Origin of the sequence: Carboxylicivirga litoralis (assembly GCF_025499605.1) — a bacterium.
GTDB lineage: Bacteria > Bacteroidota > Bacteroidia > Bacteroidales > Marinilabiliaceae > Carboxylicivirga > Carboxylicivirga litoralis.
Genome location: NZ_JAFMVC010000025.1, coordinates 31,499 through 51,197, shown reverse-complemented (window position 1 = coordinate 51,197; position 19,699 = coordinate 31,499). Strand labels below are relative to the sequence as shown.

At 38.4% G+C, this 19,699-nt stretch carries 10 protein-coding genes; 1 reads left to right on the top strand and 9 read right to left on the bottom strand.

What is annotated here, in order from left to right; genetic code table 11:
- Positions 1-44: 44 nt before the first annotated feature.
- The 3 genes from J1N10_RS17445 to J1N10_RS17435 all read right to left on the bottom strand — a co-directional run bounded on the left by J1N10_RS17445 (position 45) and on the right by J1N10_RS17435 (position 4,654).
- Complete coding sequence (locus J1N10_RS17445; RefSeq protein WP_262328019.1) at positions 45-2,138, bottom strand: hypothetical protein; 2,094 nt, start codon at positions 2,136-2,138, stop codon at positions 45-47.
- A gap of 4 nt (positions 2,139-2,142) precedes the next feature.
- The gene (locus J1N10_RS17440) at positions 2,143-3,651 is read right to left on the bottom strand and encodes a sulfatase (RefSeq protein WP_262328018.1); all 1,509 of its coding nucleotides are present in this window, start codon (positions 3,649-3,651) and stop codon (positions 2,143-2,145) included.
- Positions 3,652-3,877: 226 nt separating this feature from the next.
- Positions 3,878-4,654, bottom strand: a complete 777-nt coding sequence (locus tag J1N10_RS17435; RefSeq protein WP_262328017.1) for a T9SS type A sorting domain-containing protein — start codon at positions 4,652-4,654, stop codon at positions 3,878-3,880.
- A 298-nt stretch (positions 4,655-4,952) separates the two neighbouring features.
- On the opposite strand from J1N10_RS17435, the gene J1N10_RS17430 reads away from it, so the two are divergent.
- The gene (locus tag J1N10_RS17430) at positions 4,953-5,834 is read left to right on the top strand and encodes an AraC family transcriptional regulator (RefSeq protein ID WP_262328016.1); all 882 of its coding nucleotides are present in this window, start codon (positions 4,953-4,955) and stop codon (positions 5,832-5,834) included.
- 88 nt (positions 5,835-5,922) lie between these two features.
- Here the strand turns inward: J1N10_RS17430 and J1N10_RS17425 are convergent, their stop codons facing one another.
- The 6 genes from J1N10_RS17425 to J1N10_RS17400 form a co-directional block, all read right to left on the bottom strand.
- Positions 5,923-7,359: a sulfatase-like hydrolase/transferase gene (locus tag J1N10_RS17425; RefSeq protein ID WP_262328015.1), complete on the bottom strand. Its 1,437-nt coding sequence runs from the start codon at positions 7,357-7,359 to the stop codon at positions 5,923-5,925.
- A gap of 81 nt (positions 7,360-7,440) precedes the next feature.
- Complete coding sequence (locus J1N10_RS17420) at positions 7,441-10,602, bottom strand: glycoside hydrolase family 2 TIM barrel-domain containing protein (protein ID WP_262328014.1); 3,162 nt, start codon at positions 10,600-10,602, stop codon at positions 7,441-7,443.
- Between the two features lie 30 nt (positions 10,603-10,632).
- Positions 10,633-12,543 (bottom strand): sulfatase family protein, encoded by a 1,911-nt coding sequence (locus tag J1N10_RS17415; RefSeq protein WP_262328013.1) that lies wholly within the window; start codon positions 12,541-12,543, stop codon positions 10,633-10,635.
- A gap of 29 nt (positions 12,544-12,572) precedes the next feature.
- Positions 12,573-15,440 carry a sugar-binding domain-containing protein gene (locus J1N10_RS17410; RefSeq protein ID WP_262328012.1) on the bottom strand — a complete coding sequence of 956 codons (2,868 nt, stop codon included), beginning with the start codon at positions 15,438-15,440 and terminating at the stop codon, positions 12,573-12,575.
- A gap of 94 nt (positions 15,441-15,534) precedes the next feature.
- On the bottom strand, positions 15,535-17,028 hold the full coding sequence (locus J1N10_RS17405) for an SGNH/GDSL hydrolase family protein (RefSeq protein ID WP_262328011.1): 1,494 nt from the start codon (positions 17,026-17,028) through the stop codon (positions 15,535-15,537).
- A gap of 11 nt (positions 17,029-17,039) precedes the next feature.
- Complete coding sequence (locus J1N10_RS17400) at positions 17,040-19,694, bottom strand: sulfatase-like hydrolase/transferase (protein ID WP_262328010.1); 2,655 nt, start codon at positions 19,692-19,694, stop codon at positions 17,040-17,042.
- Between the last annotated feature and the right edge of the window lie 5 nt (positions 19,695-19,699).

The window sequence follows — 19,699 nt, the reverse complement described above, 5'->3', positions numbered from 1 at the left end:
TCATTTACTTGAATCAACCGCCTATAACCTGAATTTATCTTCAATTACAACACCATCAATTTTTTAGTGGTGAATCCTACTTTCACAATATATAAGCCCGATGTTGGTACTTTATATTCAAATTGTTTATCAAACGAAGCCCAAACTAATGCACCACAACTATTATAGATGCTAATTTGAGCCATGCGCCCATCGTGCCCCTCAAAATAGATGACGCCCTGCTGCGCATATAATTTATAATTAAGACTTTTCGTTTCTGTATCAATAGCTGTTACAACCGTTCTTGGATTAGAGTTTTCATTGACAATAATTTCGTCAATCAATCCAAACTTATTAGTATTATTAAGAACGTAATCACCCAAATCATTCTCTACCCCAATATCACCAGATATACGAAGTTGAGAAACTTGCTTACCACTTGTGCCTCCGTCAATTTCAATGACCATATCCTGCCAGTTACCAATGTCAGTATAATGATTCATCGATCGAATAGTTGCACTTTCTTCATTAATACGCAAACCAAAATCTGGCTGTTCAGGGTAAGCGATAAGGATATGCACATAACGTTTTTCATTGGCCGGCACGCTAAAATCGCATGGCAAGTCTACTAGTTCATACCAATTTACGCTTGTTCGGCCAATTTGCCCACAGTTAGATGTCGCATTAAAGCCTGTGTTAATTTCATTCGTTACCCTCTTAAAAGTAGCTCCAAAGGCAGGACTTGCATTCACAGGCTTTTCAAAATCAATTAAGGTTATATCTTCATCCTGAACTAAATGACCACTAAGTTCAATTTTAAAAATTTCGTAACTCCCTGCGCTATTAATTGTGAAACTTACTTCATCCGCACCTAAGCTAGCTGAAGCGTTTTCTACAAGGTATGGCTTTGCCAGGTCGGTTTGCGAATAATCATAAGGTCTTAACTTTTTAACCGACTTTATGGCTTCGACAGCAAATCCGTTGAGGCTGATTGTTACATCTGTTTCGGCATAATCTTTACCGGTAACATACAAAACCAGATTACTCTCATCCTGCAATGCTCCGGTAATGGTAATATCATCAGAAATGGTTCTTACCACTTCACCCTTGAAGGATTTGGCCATATCACCGATAATCTGACCACAAGGGAATGTAACCGAAGCATTCCAATTCACCAGACCTAAGCCTGGTACCGAATTATTAACAGGCGGCCAATAAGCTGCAGCTTCAACTTTATTTCTGGCATAGATATGAAAGATGTCGGGTAAGATATTGGCTGCTTCCATATAAAGACGCCGCTCATTATAATCTCGCGATGGCATCCATTCAGATGCATAAACACACATCTCCTTTAAGGAATTAAAATTTGATGCACAGGATTGTATTCCTTTCCCTAGATATGCAATATCATGTGTATCGGTTGTATACCCTGTATAGGTATGAAGTGCAACTCCATCTATAGCATCATACGCTTCAGTAAAGTGTTCTTTCATGGTTGAAAACTCAGATGGCACCGTATAATCACCGTTGACCAACAGTTTAAAGGCACGATTGGGATATTGACCATCTATATACCCCGCAATAGTCATGGCAATCTTTGAGTATTTGAGCAACTTATTAGCACGACTCGAACCTCCGGCATATTGCAACCACCACTCATTCCCAATTTCAATATACTTAATAGCCTTCGGATCAGCCCTGTCAATTGCATCTTTAGCAATTAGCTTTAAACTTACAAGAGCTGCATCCCATTCTGCAGAACCATACGTTTCGTCCATCGCTAATCTGGTAGGAACAACTATGGAATAATTACTCACATTGCTTTTTAGACTAGCCACCGATGCACCAGGTACTGCAGGTGATTCAGCCCCCCAGGCTGGTGTTGAATTGCTTGCCCAGTCATAATATTCCGACTCCCAACCTCCAGGAAAGCGAAAAACACCATAATCAATCGCCTCAAATGCAGATATAAAATCAGGAAAAGCCGTATTACTTATTTGTCTCCAGTCGTTATTCACACCAAAGATATCTGGATTAATGGGGAGACGGTCATTAGCATACACTTTTAAGTTAGCCGTATTTTGCCCATTAGCATAGCTACAACTTATCACCAACACCACAATCAACCAACAAGTATTAGATAAAACCCTTCTCATCATCCCCTCATTTAAATTTATAATAAGGGTTTTCCATTGGCATTTTTGCTCCCACTTCAGTTCTCCAGATTCTTAAATCATTTAAAAGCTCTTCTGTCAACTCAGCTTGCTCTTCTGATAAGTCTTTTGTTTCTCCAATATCTTCTTTTAGGTTAAACAACTGCACTTCACCTGTCTCAAACAACTCAAGCAATTTATAATCCCCTTTACGTATAGCTCCTGCAGGCTGGTCTCCTTTACCTCCATAATGTGGATAATGCCAGTATAAAGCTTCTCGATTAAGAGCTGAACCCTCCATTAATGGTGTTAGATCAACACCATCAATCTCACTCTTATTGGGCACATCAATTCCGCATGCACTCAAAATGGTTGGATATATATCGACAGAATGAACAGGCGTGCTACATACACTACCTGGCTTTGTTTTACCTGGAATTTTAACCAAAAATGGTTCACGAATCCCTCCTTCATACAACCAGCCTTTTCCTCCTCTTAGCGGAGCATTGCAGGTTGGTGAGCCTTCGGCGGTTGATAAGCCTCCGTTATCTGATGTGAAAACAACAATCGTGTTATCATCTAAACCAGACACTTTAAGATAGTCCAAAACCTTACCTATATTTTCATCCATGCTCTCTATCAATGCAGCATACTCAGCATTGCTTTGCACCATGCGCTCCTTCCAGTGCCACTTTTTCTCTGGCCAGTTCTCCATCCAAGGCACCTTGTTGTAGAAATGAGGCATTGTATCTAATCCTAATTTAATGGCCTTTTCTTTGTAGTAAGGAACTTTTTCAGGTTTCGGATGAATAGGTGTATGCACCGTATAAAATGACAAGTACATAAGAAATGGATCTTTCTTATTCTTATCCATCCATGAAATACTTTCTTTAACCAATCGGTCGGTTAAAAACTCATCCTCCGGTCCATCTGTTAAATAGGGGTTATTGTAGGGTGTATAATAAGAGCGTTGCTCCTTACGCTGTCCATTAGGTCCTCCTTTCATCCAACCGGCAACATTCTTATCAAAACCTTGATATTGTGGATAATACAAAGAATCTTCCCCTAAGTGCCACTTTCCTACAAAACAGGTTTTGTAGTTTGCCGTCTTAACTGCCTCAGCTAATGTTGTTTCTTCAAGCGGAAGGTTGTAAACATTCTGTGGCCCTACCATTGCATATTCGCTCAATTCCTCAGGTGTCTTATCTGCCTGATACCCCTTAATCCAATCAGTAATACCTGAACGCGGCGTATATCGCCCGGTTAAGAGGCTGGCCCTACTTGGAGAACAAACACCGCACGATGCATACCCATCTGTAAAAACCATTCCCTCACTAGCAAGCCTGTCTAGGTTTGGAGTTTCATAAAAATCACTTCCCTGAAAACCGGTATCCATCCAGCCAAAATCATCTGCTATTATTACAACTACATTCGGCTTATCACTATTAGTAGTAGCATTATCACAACTAAAAAATATGATACTAATTGTCAGTAGTAAAAAAAGATTCCTTAAAATCATAATATTTAAATTTATTATTTCCAAACGGTTAATCTGTCGAGCTAAAAGTGGTATATTTAAAATATATACTTTGAAACAATTTCGGTTTTAATAAAACATATGTCCAATCGTTTCTTTATAAACAAAATTTGATAAGATAAGCCTTAAATACACTCCTTTGTATTTAAAGTGACTTAAGGCTCTTTATGTTAATATACTATAAAACGATGATTCTCATCTTATCGTTCTAATTTACAATAAGCTTTTTTGTGTCATTCCCTACCTTCACAATATATAATCCTGGAGCTACTGCACAATCGAACTGACTTGTATTATACGTTTCAACAACAGCTCCTGTGCTGTTATAAACATATATTTGCTCCGATGCATTATCCTTCGAACGGTATTTAATCATACCATCTTTCGCGTAGAGAACAAAACTGGCTTCTTGAGCGTCAGAACCAATTACTGTTGCTGTAGATCTAGGTGTAGGATCATTATTTACAATGATTTCATCAAATAAACCAAATTTATCTGTATTATTAACAACCTGACCTACTGGATCATTTTGATAGCCCATGTCTCCCATAAATCTAAGCTGCGTAACAGTTTTTTCTGAGGTACTAACATTCATTTCAAAAACTAAATCCTGCCACACCCCAAAATCAGTATAGGGGTTAAGTGTTCTTGGGGTAGGATCTCCATCTGTATTTAATCGTATTCCTATATCCGGTTGAGCTGGATATAGCACCATAATATGCACATATCGCGTTTCATTTGCTGGGATTGTGAAATTACATGGTACATCCACTAATGCCCACCAGGTAGCGTCTGTTCTGCCAAATTGTCCACAATTAGAGGTGCCATTCAAGCCTGTTTTATCCGGATTTGTTACCGTTGCAAAGGTAGCTCCTCCTGCAGGTGTTGGGGTGATTGCAGATTCAAAATCAACCAGATTTTGAGCATTAACATTAAATAATGACATAAATAATGACACTAAAAAAATAGTAGTAGTTTTTTTCATAATAATAAAATTAGATTAACAGTTAACTTATTGCTAAAAGGCTATTTACGAAAACAAAAGCTAATAAAGTTTAAAGAGCACTTTAAGCATTTCAAATATAGAAAACACACGTTTGGATATAAATATCATTTTTCCCTATAACATGGATTATTATCTTATTTCATATTCCGTGAAACTATTTCATGAACATTTCCACTCCACCTGTTCTTTTTTTGAATGAGAGTGTTACATTTGGTTTATTAAAAACAGGTATTTTTAGACACACTAAAATCAGCTAAACATTCAAAATAGTCTTGTTATGCCAAAAAGAATTGAGGGTTTCCCGGGCGAAGTTGTAATCGTTGTACCGGGAATGATAATTGAGACCATAAAGAAAAATCCATTAATTAATAGCTTATATGTGACAGATATTGGCTTTTATCCGAATGCTAAATTTCACCATCGAACCAGAAAAGAAGGAATATCGGAGCACATTTTAATCTACAACCTCGAAGGAAAAGGATGGATTAAAATAGGCAATAAAGAGCATAAAATTCTTCCCAACCATTTTTTCATCATTCCGGCAAATACATCCCATACCTATTATGCTGACAAGAAAGAACCATGGAATATTTATTGGATTCATTTTGCAGGTGACAAATCACACCTCTTCTCCAAAATTATTGGACAAACAAAAGAAATTACTCCATCACCAATATCCAGAAATAAAGAGAGAATAGATTTGTTTGTTGAAATAATTGTGAATTTATCCCTGGGCTATAGTCGGGAGAACCTTGAATATGCGAACCTTTGCCTTTGGCACTTAATGGCCTCTTTTACATACATTAATCAGTTTAGACAAATCAAAAAGGAGACTGAACATGATGTTACCTCACAAGCTATTAACTACATGAAAGAAAATATCAACAAACCCCTTAAGCTAAACGAGATATCAAATGCTATTGGTTATAGTCATTCTCATTTTTCTAAATTATTTTCTGAAAAAACCGGACATGCTCCAATGGAATACTTCAATCACCTAAAAATGCAGGAAGCCTGCAAATGGCTGGACACTACAAAATTGAGCATTGCCGAGGTAGCTAACAACTTAGGTTACAACGACCCCTTCTATTTCTCAAGAACATTTAAAAGAATCATGTTGCAATCACCTGCTCATTATCGAAAACGCAACCAAATGTAGTTTATGATTCAACACAAAAATGATAATGCAGCAAAGTATTTTCTAACTCCCTGCTTCAAGCCTCTATTTCTATTTTACAATTATGTGATTACAACTCTACTCTTTGCTCTTTAAGTTGCCTTAACTCTCTGGGTTCCTTTACACGAACATCTTTATTCAACATTAAATCTTCATGAATCATCCAGGTGATAGTATCCCATGTGTGCCCTTCAGTCCATAAGGGTGCAAGCATTTGATGGTCATACTGCTCCATTTTTGCACATAGTTCATTAAAGGTCTCTGTTTCTTGCTGGCTCAAATCTCTACTTTCTCCTAAATCATCATTGAGGTTATACATGCGGTAACCTATTCTGTTTACTTTAATTAATTTGTAATCACCATTACGCAATGCAGTTGCCTCATGTTTTCTCCAGTATAACTCCGCATGAGGCTCACCTTCTTCTTTGTCAATCACAAAAGGTAGTAAACTAACACCATCTAAATCCCCAAAATGCACCTTATCAGCACCAGCAGCATCTATACTCGATGCAAAAATATCAAGAGATGAACTGAGTCCACTATATATTTGCCCACCCTGAACTTTAGCCGGCCAATGCATAAAAAAAGGAACACGTTGCCCGCCTTCGTATTTGTTTCCTTTAAAGCCTTTTAGTGGTAAATTTGACGACTGATTGTTATGCGCACCGCCATTATCACTCAAAAAGAAGATCAAGGTATTATCAAGAATCTGGTCGTCCTCCAATTGTTTGACAATGGTACCAACTGCCCTATCTAATGCCCATGTCATTGCGGCAAGTTTTTGGCGCGGATGCTCCTCAAACAAAGCTAAATCTTCGTCCGTAGCTTCCATTGGTGTATGTACTGCATTCGGTGCCCAGTACATAAAAAAAGGTTTTTCTTTATTGGCATGAATAAACTTAGCGGCCTGCTCTCCCAACCGGTCTGTTAAATAGCCTTCGAAAGTTGTGAAGACATCGTTCTCTCTAATGGAGTGAATCGCTCCTTTGACATCTTGGTGACTATTATGAAAATAACTACGACTACCCGCTAAGAAGCCCCAAAAGTAATCGAAGCCCCTTGTATTAGGTTTATAGTCTTCCTCCCCTCCTAAATGCCATTTGCCAAAAGCAGAAGTGGCATATCCGGCAGATTTCATCACATTGGCAATTGTTTTTTCACGTAAATCAATGCCACGAGTATGACTATCAGGATTACACTCAAAACCGAATCGTTGCTGATACCTACCGGTCATTAATCCGGCCCTTGATGGCCCACACACAGATGCTGTCACATGCGCATCGGTGAAGATGACACCATCTTTGGCCAATTTATCAATATTAGGTGTTTTTATATCCTTACTTCCGGCAAATCCAAAGTCAGCATATCCTGCATCATCCACTAGCATAACGATGATATTGGGTTGTTCACTATTACCAACTTTAGGTTGCTTACAAGAAAATAATACACAATGCAATCCAATTAGAACTAATAATACTAGACCATTTCCTTTTCCTCTATATTTCATTCCAGATAATTGAACTAAAACTAAGCCAAGAAGGCACTATATTTTTACATTATTAAGATTCAATTACGGTGTTATACACAACTATTCCACTTTTTCGATAGTAAAGCTATAGCTGTATTCCTTTTCACCTAAGCAATACTGCTTATGAGTATGAGCACCCCAACTATTATCTCCTCCAACACCCATTTGCTTATAGTCAACATTCACCGAAGTTATATCCCTTGGTACGACATCAGTGGTATGCCGATTAACAACACGAACACCATTAACCTGTCGTCCATCTGTGCGCTCTGGTGACTCAAAGTCTTCTAATGCATTATGATGAGCAGATACTTCCATTAATTCAGTAGCAGTAAACTTTAATCCAAATCCATTGTTATTAGTTACACTCATCCATCTCACATCTGTTTTATTCCCATTTTCCTGTGGACGGATATATGGCCAGTATTGTTCTGAAACTGAACCGGAGTATATATCTACAAAGGCACTTGTTTTTCGATCCCAATACGATTCGTGTGGGCCACGACCATACCAGCTTATTTGATCAAATTCGCGTGGCATCATCAAATTCATTCCAAATCGCGGCAGGACAGGAGCATCTTTTGAAGTGATTATTATACTATTATCAACTTTAATTTTACCATTCCCATCCAATATATAGCTCACCTGTCCTTCTCCAAGCATTTTACCTCCATGTGCGTATTCAAGCACAAACTCGATTAAAACTGAAGTCTTATCTTTAGTGGTGAATACGTTTGAAGAAACAAGTTTTGCATTCTGTCCGGCTTTTCTCCAGGGCAAAGCCCATTTATCCATACCATTTCCGAAATCATTATCCGTCGGTGCGCGCCAAAAATTAGTAACAGGTCCTTCTAAAATCATCTCTTTGCCGTCTATCAGAAGAGAAGTCAAGCTTCCTTTTTGAGAATCAAAACGTGCCTTAAACTCATTCCCTGTAACAACAATACCTGTCTCTGTCTGTTCTACTTCAACTTCTTTCAAACACTTTCTCTTCTTGATATGCTCTTCAAAAACAGGTATAACAAACTGCTCCTTGGCCAATATAGTTTCTGCATCTACCAACCATTCGGATGCCTTTAAAGTGGCGTAAACATTTAGAAAGTACTCGGTATCAGGCTTTGGCTTAAAGTCTATATCTAAGTGATAGATTTCTGCCTCACCAGGATTTAAAGCCACATTGGCTATCTCTCCACTTTTTACCAAATAACCATTTCCTTTTACCTCATAGGCAAAATTGAACTTATCACTTGAAATAAATCCATAGTTATTCTCAATCTCTATTTTACCATTTTTAACATCAATGGGCTTGAACTTAAGGTATTGATATACCTTTTTAACCTCTAAAAGGTGAGGTTTAACCCCACGATCAGGGTTAACCAATCCGTTCAAACAAAAATTGCCATCACTTGGAACGGTATCTGGACCAAAGTCACCACCATATGCCCAAAACTTTTCTCCGGCACTATTCTCTGTTAGCAGGCCCTGGTCGACCCAATCCCAGATAAAGCCACCCTGAAAGATTGGTTCTGACTCAATTAAGTCCCAATAATCCTGCAAATTACCCACACTATTTCCCATAGCGTGTGCATATTCACATTGAATCAATGGTTTATCTCCTCTTTCGGCTTTGTATTTTTTCATACCTCCCATGCGCATATACATAGGACACATAATGTCAGTATTCTTTCCTCCATGTGCTTGTTCGTATTGAACAGGCCTATTCTTATCGACTGATTTTAAATAGTCGTAGGTTTTAAAAAAGTTAACGCCATTACCCGCTTCATTACCCAATGACCAAATTATAATGCATGGTTGATTCTTATCACGTTGATACATGTTACGTGTCCGATACAAATGCGCCTCCTGCCAAAGGGTGTCCTTCGCCAAAGATTCTTGTCCATACCCCATACCGTGTGACTCGATATTGGCCTCGTCTATGATATACAGTCCATATTGATTACACAGTTCGTACCATCTTTCGGGCTGAGGGTAATGAGAAGTACGCACAGCATTAATATTATGACTTTTCATTACCTGAATATCCTTAAGCATAGTTGCTTCATCAACAACGTGCCCGGTAACGTCATGGTGCTCATGTAAATTTACACCTTTTAGATAAACAGGAGTACCATTTACTAGAAGTTGAGCGTTCTTAATTTCAATTTTACGGAAGCCAACATCTTGTCTCAAGACCTCAAACACTTCACCTTTAACAGTACTCAAGCTAATTATGAGGTTATACAAATAAGGTGTTTCTGCAGTCCATTTTTTCACATTTGCTAGTTCAGCTTTAAAATCAATCGTACCATAAGCTAACGTTGCTGAAAATGATTTGACTTCTACATCATGCTCCATAAGTTTTGCAGATACAACTACTGGCGCATTACCTTCCACCCCTGCCAACTCTGCTTGTATTTCAAAGTCACCTGTTGAATAGTCATCTGATAAATCTGATGTTATTGTGATGTCACGTATGTGTTGAGCATTTCTCGCAATCAGAAATACATCTCGCGTAATACCAGCTAAACGCCAGAAATCCTGATCTTCCAGATAACTGGCGTCACTCCATTTATAAACTTCAACAGCTATAGAGTTTATACCGGCTCTTATATACTTGGTGATATTAAATTCGGAAGGAGTTTTAGAATCTTCAAAATACCCGACTTTCTGCCCATTCACCCATACATATACCGCAGAACCTGCTGCTCCAAAATGCAAAAATATTTCCTTATCATCCCATTCTGAAGGTATTTCAAACGTTCGCTTATACGAGCCTACAGGGTTATAATGGTCTTGAATGGTGGGAGGCGTTTTAGTATGCGGATATTTTACATTAGTATAAATAGGATATTCATAGCCTTCGCATTCCCAGTTGGCAGGAACCTTTATGGTTTGCCACTGACGAGTATCAAAATCATCTTTAAAGAAATAATGGGGTCGTTCTGATGGGTTCTGTGATACATGAAATAACCATTCCCCATTCAATGATTGAATGAATGATGAAGCCCAGATATTATCTTGATCCAACTCTTCCTCTGACGCAAATGGAATAAAATAGGCGCGAGGTGGTTCACGGTTTATTTCACAAACGGAAGGATTTTCCCAATCAGTGATATTTTTTTCTTCAAATGGTACACCACTGTAGTCCTTATATTGATTACATGACAATAAAATAAAGCTGCCAATGTTGATAATTATTATGCTAATTGTATTTAGTTTCATCCCTTAAAATTAACTACTGAACAACATCTATTACCAGAACATTTTATATTCCAAGTGCTTACCCTTAAAATTGTTTTCGAATAACTCTCCGCACTCTTTTGTCACCGGTAAACCAGACTTAGCACACGTTTGAAGTATCCTCTCCAGAAATTGCTCATCTATTTCAGGAGTTAACAATAAAAGCTGGGATGCCAAAGGTGCTAATGTCTCATTTTCGCTAGCAATATATTTTAGCAATTTACTCTGTGCGTCCTCATTATATGAATTTCCCTGATATTTAAGCGCTTGAATAAATACATCAGCCGGAGCATACGCATCAGTACTAATTACATCCATCCTTTTGTCATATCCGAATAATCTAAAATGAGAATAGACGCCTACGGCTGACCAATAGCGTACGATGTCGTTCTCATGCTTCAGTCCTTTCAAATGACTATCCAAGGCTTTCTGATCACCACATTTGAATGCCTGTTCAATCACTTCTTCAGCAGGGAAAAAGTTATTATCCCTACTTAATTCATACGGAATTCGCTGGCTTAATTTTAAACTATACTCAGGAATAAAATGAGCATCTCTGTTTTTGATTAAATCCGATTTCAATGCTACTTCAAAGTCCTTAATCATAGAAGCCAGTGAAGGTTCGTTCTTTAAATTGTATATTTCCCATGGGTCTTCTTCAAGATGGTAAAATGTTGTATTCCCATTGAGTTTCAATAATCCAGCTTGAACCTCGTTTAATCTGTCATTCTTGAAATCTTCTCTTATATGCTGCGATATATCAGAAAAGTCGAAATACTTTTGCCAGCGCTTTTCAGATTGAAAAGGCATGAAATTTCGGTTATATATATACCTACCATCAGAGATGCTCCGACATAATGTGGTGTTCTCTCCCGATCTATCAAGACTTCCAATGGTATACTTTTTGGAACCTTCTTTAAATTGACCCAATAAAGCATTTCCATCCATATATTGAGGAGGCTCAATACCAGCCAATGACAAGACTGTAGCCGGTAGATCGACAAAATCTATCATAGCATCTGTTACGACCTGAGTCCCCCATGGTGATAGGTGCTGATACATCTTGGGAAAGTATATGATAAAAGGTACCCGGTAGCCCATAGCTCTCGGATAAGTTTTACCCCATGGCATACCCTGCCCATGATCGCTAAAACAAAAGATGATGGTACTATCTTTTAATCCTTCGGATTCTAATCTCTTTAGAATTCTTCCAAAATGTTGGTCGGTTAATTGAATGGCATTATATATTCGAGATAAATCGTTTCTCATCTCTTTAGTGTCATTGAAAATAGGCGGAACTTCAATCTCATTGCCTGAGATTATATCATCATTATTTAGTGAATCCAGTATCTGTTCTTTATACTTCCACCATGGATTAGTCATAGTACGGGATTGGTGACTATGAAAACTATTAAAAACAGCAAAAAATGGCTGACCTGGTTGTCTCTTCCACCATCCTGCTTTATTAGATGATTCATTCCAACCTGTTTTTATAAAATGATGTCGCTTTGAGGTATTATAATCGGTTTTACTATTATTTGAAGTATAATAACCGGCATCGCGCAGGTATTTAGGAAATGCTTCAATAGAATCACCGACTGGATAATAACTACGGTGATGTCCGGTAGAAAAACGGGTGGTTCTACATCCTGTAATTAACGCAAACCTACTTGGAGAGCAAACCGTTCCGGTTGAGAACGCTGATGTAAATCGAATCCCTTCAGTCGCTAACTGATCCATTACCGGAGTATGTGCCTCTTCATTCCCATAACAACCGATAAATTGAGGCGAAGTATCCTCGAATGTTAACCATAGTATATTAGGCTGTGTAGGCTCTTTCTCCTTGGTACAGGAAAGTAACATCATCATTAGCATGCCTAGAACCAGGCAAATACGATTACAAAATAGCATCTTATTCATCATTATTTTATTTTTCAACGAAAACGCCCATATTAATTAAACAATTGCCTTAGTTCCTCCACTGATATTTTTGTCTGAGGATTAAAGGAATCTCCTGCCATATATTTCTTCAGACTATACAGCATTTGACGCGCTTCTGGTCTTTTATCTAATGTCGATTGAAGATCAACACCAGTCATTATAAGTTTTCCTTTACCAACTTTAGCCTCAAAAACCAAGGCCAGGTTTCGGTTAGTCACCCAATCATCAATGATACGGACAATAGGTTCTGGCGTATTTTCAAATCCTTCAATATTGATGGCATTGGAATGGCTCATTGCATCCCACCATTGCCAATTCGAATGATACTCTGTTGGAAAATTTGCCAAGGCTGGATGTGTTGGATCACATAAAATGCCTAAAGTATGCGGTTTTTGACCATTGGTCCAGGCTGTATTCCAAAACATGCTGGAGAAACCAACAGCCACTTCGCCGCCTTTATCTTCTTTGACACTTCCTTTTTCAATTGTTAATAAAACGCTCCCACCTTTTTCTAGATTAGCAATTGCCACTTCATTTAAGCTTGACACAACCAATACATCACTTTCTTCTGTTGGTAAGTTAGCAGGATAAACCCAAAAGTCCCAGGTATTGATAAAACCTTCTACATCAACTTGCAATTGAAATTTCGAAGCCTCTGTTATATCAATAAACGCACTAAGTGATCCTAGTTGAATATTGTGCCCCCAACTAATATCTATCTGGCTTAATGCTCCTTCTTTAACTAAAACACCTTTGGCATCAACGATTTTCCAGGTAGGTATTACTTGTTTTAGTTCCTTCTCTCCGTAATGCGCTACTTCAATATCACAAGCTATTTCTTCATCCGATGTAAATATCATTTTTTTGAAGCGCGCAAGAGGTACTGTCACATCGCAAAATTGCTTAAACTCCTCAGGTGCGACATAGCCCTTCTCTTCGTAAAATGGGTCTAGTATTCCAACCAAAGCAGTACCCTGACCGGTAAAATCACTCAAATCCAATAACTGAAATCCACCAAAACCTTTTGTTCGCAGGGCTGCTTCAATATCCGCCTTGTAGCATAGGGTTTGCAACCTACCGGATGCCTTTACAAAATCGTCTGCCAAATGCAACATTCCATGGGCTTCCAGGCTTTTTTGGAAAATCTCAAAGTTGGTGGCTTTTAAAACGCCATCATACTTCGCCATTTCTTTGAAGTTAGGATATACGCACCACTGACCAGTTTCGTGAGCAACCATTGGGGCTTTTAAATGTGCTACGGTTTTTTCCCAATCATAATCACTTCGTGGCGCTTCTCGATTGATGACACTTTTCAAGTTTTGATTCCAACCCTGAATACGAGTTCCCTGATGGGTATTATGGAAGTCATTTTCTGGAATAAGCGGCCAGCCTGCGCCTGTTGTATAAATTCTACGCTTATCATCTTTGGCTTTCCAATACTTTACAAAATCAACTAAATAAGCTCTATGATTTTTACCATGTGGTTCATTACCGTATGGCATCAGGCAAAACGATGGATGATTTCCATATTCGGCTATCATTCGCTCACTTTCATCGTAAATCCAATGATCCAAAGCTGTACTATCCCCCAAAATTGTAGCCCATGCAGAGGCTTCAACCTGGTAATAAAACCCTAGTTTATCGGCAGCTTCAAAAGCTGCTTTCGGAGGACACCATGAGTGAAAACGGATATGATTTAAACCGTGTGCCTTACATACCTTGATAATTCGTTCCCAAGGCTCTACTGTAGTTGGAGGATAGCCTGTTTTAGGAAATACGGCACAATCCAGAGTACCACGTAAATATATCGGACGACCGTTCACTGTAAAACCCTTACCTTCCGCTTTAAAATCGCGCATTCCAAAGTTACCTTCCCATTTATCGCTCGCCTCATCGGTTTCCAATTGCACAAAAAGTTGATATACGTTGGGATTAAATTCGTCCCATAACAACACATCATCACCCATTTCGTAAATTAACTCAAGCGTATCCATCTCCGCCTCTACATTAAACGCAGTAGTCATGGAATTAACCTTGTGAGGTGAATCTGTATCAAGTGTTTCTGCTCCAACCCGAAGTTGACCCGATTGCAATTGACCAGTAGTATTCTTTACCAGAATCTCCAAACGTGCCGTTCTATTTTTTATATTAGGGTATATCTGCACATTCGTAATAAAGATTTCATCTCTTTTCACCAATTTAATATCGCCAACAATGCCATTCCAGTTACTCTGCGTATTATCTGATATACTATGAGCATCAATACCGACATTGATGTCTTTGACGCGATTATCAACACTAATAGTAACTTGATTGACACCGGGTTGAATATACTTACTTATAACATAGCGATGTGCCATACCCAAAGCATTTTGAAGCCCGACATATTGACCATTAACCCATACAGAAGTCTCCCAATGAGGACGCTCCAGATATAGTTCAATACTCTTACCTTGCCAGTCTTCAGGCACCATAACTTCTTTTTGGTACCATGCTCTTCCAACATAGTGATAATCGGAAATTAACCAAAAAGGATATCTGAATTTGTCATTACTCAAATATGGTTTATAGTTTTCATCATCAAACCACGACTTACCTTCCGGATACTGTTTCCACATATTGCCTGTAAATTGCGTATCATAACCTACTGGATGACCTATATTCTGTTCGGGCATTGAGCCAGGCAACTTAATAGTGCCTGGCAGTTGTTTTGCAAACCACTGTTCATTTACACCACAATCCAGACTATCAATCTGAAACATCCATGGTCCGGACAGGTCTATTTCATTGATTTCATTGGGTGAACAGCTATACAATAAGAATGTACAACATACCAATAGGTAAGAAATGATGTTCTTAATTTTTTTTTCTATAGCCATATCAATATTTTCTAAAACTATACTCTGCTTTTACATTTTTGACTTTTCAGCTACCTTAACTTTTTTGATTATTAAGGAAAATCATTGAAAAGCATTACTGAACCATAACTTTTTGAGTACTGTTATCAACCTGTACAATATAAATACCGGGGTTTTGTGTTTGATAGCTAAAAACATTGCAGTGAGCAGTGTAAAGCACTTTTCCGTTAAGGTCAAAAAGCACCACCTTATTCATCTCATTATTGAGCGATTCAAATTTAATAGTGCCGTACTTATTCGTGGTAATTATATACTTTTTTTTTACGTCTATTTCGGTAGTCGCTGTTGCCACTTCTGTTCTGGGTTCAGGATTATTATTTACCACAACCTCATCGATGTAACCAAACTTATCAACATTATCCAAAACAAAAGAACCCGTTGGCGAATTATCAGTTATAAAGCGTATGTTGTTAACTGCTAATCCCAAGCTACCACCTTCAATTATGAAAACTAAGTCTTGCCACTCACCAATATTTGTATATTCTTGGATGGGTCGGAGATTTATTTCATTTCCCATTTGATTTGGCCTGACAACAACATCGGGCTTTGCAGGATATTTTGCCATAATATGAAGATACGCGACTTCATTGGACGGAATTGTAAAATCACATGGAATATCAAGAAGCTCCCACCAAAGTGTTGAAGTTCTCTTAATTTGTCCGCAATTATCAGTTTGATTAATCCCTGATTTAAGGGGATTTCCTACGATATCAAAGGCTGCACCACCAGCTGTTGTGATACTAATTGGTGTTTCAAAATCTGTTATCGTCTGTGGTGTTAATGTTGAAACAATTTCATCATCCATAAGAAACAGCTCTGCTATTTTATTAGCTACTAGTTGATGCCCTGTTGCATTTACATGGTTATTCTGAGCCATATAAGGAGATAATGATTCGCCTTTTTCTACAAGTTCCTTAAAAATTGCATAGCTGTCGATAAGACCTACATTGTTGTCTATTGCCAATTGCCTTATTTGTGCTGCGTGTTGTGCCAATGGCGCTTCATCCGACAGTATATCTTCATTTGTATCAGGTGTAGGTGTTAATAAAAACACCTTGACACCATGTACATTTCCATCTCTGTCGGTAAATGTATGTCCTAACGCGGCATCAATCATTTTCTGCCAGGCCACTTTTGCTCTTTCGAGTCCAATACCGCGGTCGTTTAAGGCATAATCTATGAACAGAACATCAGGTCGCATGGTAAGCACCTCATTGGCAAAGCGCGTTTCACCTCTCTCTGCCTGCTCACCACCAATAGAAGTGGTGATTGAATTGACTACAGCATAAGGATATTTGCCTTTAATCTGCTCCAAAGTATAATGTGGATATGCACCCAGCTTGTAAACATTTCCAGCCGTGTAGTAGCCTGTTGGCACTGAATGCCCGTGAAAAACCAAGTTGATGGTTCTGTTATTAGGCCATTTTATTTTAAACTCATCTCGTATATTTCGTAGGTAAGATTCATCAGCTTGAGCTAAAGCATTGACTGATGCAAAAAGTAAAAGTGAATATAGAAGAGCTGTTATTGCTATATTTTTATTTTTCATGTCTGAGTTATTTACTGTACAAATATCTTTTCAATAGCATTCCCAATCCTGACAATATAGATGCCCGATTTAGGAACGCGAAAATTGTGTATGATTTTATTGGCAGAGAAAAGTCTCTTCCCTGAAAGGTCATAAACCTCAAATTGTCTATTTTGACCTGTATGGGATTGAAAAGTAATAAATTGATCACGAGCGATTAGACTATAATCCTTCTCAATCTCCACTGTTTTTGTAGAAGTAGAAATGCTCCTTCGTGCAGAACTATTGTTGACAATGATTTCATCTATATAGCCAAATTTGCTCAGGTTATCAAGAACAAAACCTGAAGGTGAGTTTTGAAAACCACAATCGTCCATATACCTTATATTTGTCACATTAAGACCACTACTGCCACCTGGAAGAATAAATACCAGGTCTTGCCACTCGCCCAAAGCATCGTATTCGTGAATTGTACGAAGATTCATCTCGTTCCCCATACTATTTAGCCTAACTACAACATCGGGTTGTGCCGGGTATTTGACCAAAACATGCAAATACGCAACTTCATCTGCAGCAATTGAAAAGTTACATGGAATATCAATTAACTCCCACCAATTGGTGCTCGTCCGCTTTAATTGTCCGCAGTTATTGGTTTGATTGATGGCTGACTTCTCTGTATTCTGCACTACACTAAATGCAGCTCCTGAAGCCGGAACAACATTAATTGGTGTTTCAAAATCAGTTATTACCTGTTCCGTAATAGTTGATGCCCCATAATTAAAAGCAAAATTTTCTGCTTTTAAACGGTACATTAAAACATCAGCACTTGCCCAGGTTGCCCAAAGACTGCTTACCCCACTAGTCTCATTATATACTTTTAGAACATGGTCTCCAAAATCTTTAAAACTTTCCATGTTTTGAATAAGTTCTATAGCCATTAACGATAAATCAGGGTCAGTCGATAAACTATAGTCTTCCAGGATTGATTTAGCGGTTTCGCTTTTATTGTTTTCATAAATGGCTGCGGCCAGGTATATTTTTGCCGGCTCATAACTATCATTTAGGTGTGTTGCCATCACTTCTAAATCAGCTGATGACAAGACGGTTTGTGACATAAGACCAACAGCAGCCCAGTAACGTACCAAATCATTTTGATGACCTAAGAATTGTAATTGTTGTTGCTTAACATCATCTCCTGTAAAACCCGATAGAGATGCTGCCTGCCAGATTTCATTCATATTATAAGCCGCGGTAAGCCGGTACTCATATGGTGTTGTACCTCCTGGCAATCTTTTATAATCATATTCGGGTGCCAGCATTATATCTTTCGATTGAAGAATATTTTGCTCAAGAACTGAACGCATTTGTGCTATCTCATCAGCATAAGCAGGATCATCAATGAGATTATTCATTTCCCACATATCATCGTTTAGATTATAAAATGCTTCCGGAGTTCTCTTTTCAAACAAAAACGACTGTTGAGCTGATAAGTTATCGCTTATAAAATCTTCATACATCAACTTACAGATTTCGCCTTTAATAAAATAATTGATATAGCGTTGCTCAGGCTGAAATGGTGTGAAATTGCGTACATATATAAGATTCTCCTTAATAACAGCGCGGTTGACATTAACGCCATTATCCACCCGGTCGTTCGACACAAACATATATTCGGGCGCAGCCGCACGATGAGTACCTAAAAAGGCACGTCCATCAAAATATTCGGGAGCCTCAATGCCGGCAAGGCTTAGTATAGTAGCCGCCAAATCTGCAAAGTTAATCTGCTCTGAAGTAACTACCCCTCCCGTTCCAAATGGTGATAAATGCTTATACATTTCAGGAAACCAAACAACAAACGGAACTTTATAGCCTTGCCCAATGCCATTTGTTTTTTGCCGTGGCATCCCTTGCCCATGATCGGCATAAAAGAAGATAATAGTATTATCTTTCAAACCGGCATCCTCTAATGCTTGTAATCGTTTTCCAATATTATAATCGGTCAGTGAAATACCATTGTACATTCGTGCATATTCCATACGCATCTCCGGTGTGTCGGCAAGGTATGGCGGCATGTCAAAATCATTTTCTCCAACTTCAAGATGATCAGGCAGCACGTCTAATACATTTTCCACATAATAATCGTACGACTCGGTCATTGTCCGCGACTGATGCGAACTAGCATAATTAAACACTGAGAAAAATGGCTGGCCTGCCTGGCGGTTCCACCAACCGGCAGAATTTGAACTTTCATCCCATGAATTTTCGATGATAGTTGCGGCATTTGACGTATTATAGTCTGTTTTTGAATTATTACTGGTATAGTAACCGGCCTGTTTTAGATAATAAGGAAAGCCTTTTATCATATCAGGTATTGGGTAGGTTGTTCGCTGATTACCGGTGCCCATCTTGTAAGTTCTAACCCCGGTTATGATAGTGCTCCTACTTGGAGCGCAGCTTGTTCCGGTACTGTAAGCATTTGCAAAACGAACGCCTTCGGCTGCCAATTGGTCAATATTTGGTGTATTCACAGCGGCGTTCCCATAACAACCTATATTTTGTGGCGAAGTATCTTCAATAACCAACCATAAAATATTCGGTAAATCATTACTTTGGGCATTCATTCCCAGGAATGCCGTGACACAAAGCAGTGTCAACACTATAAACTTTAACCTTTTAGTTTTTTTCATTTTGG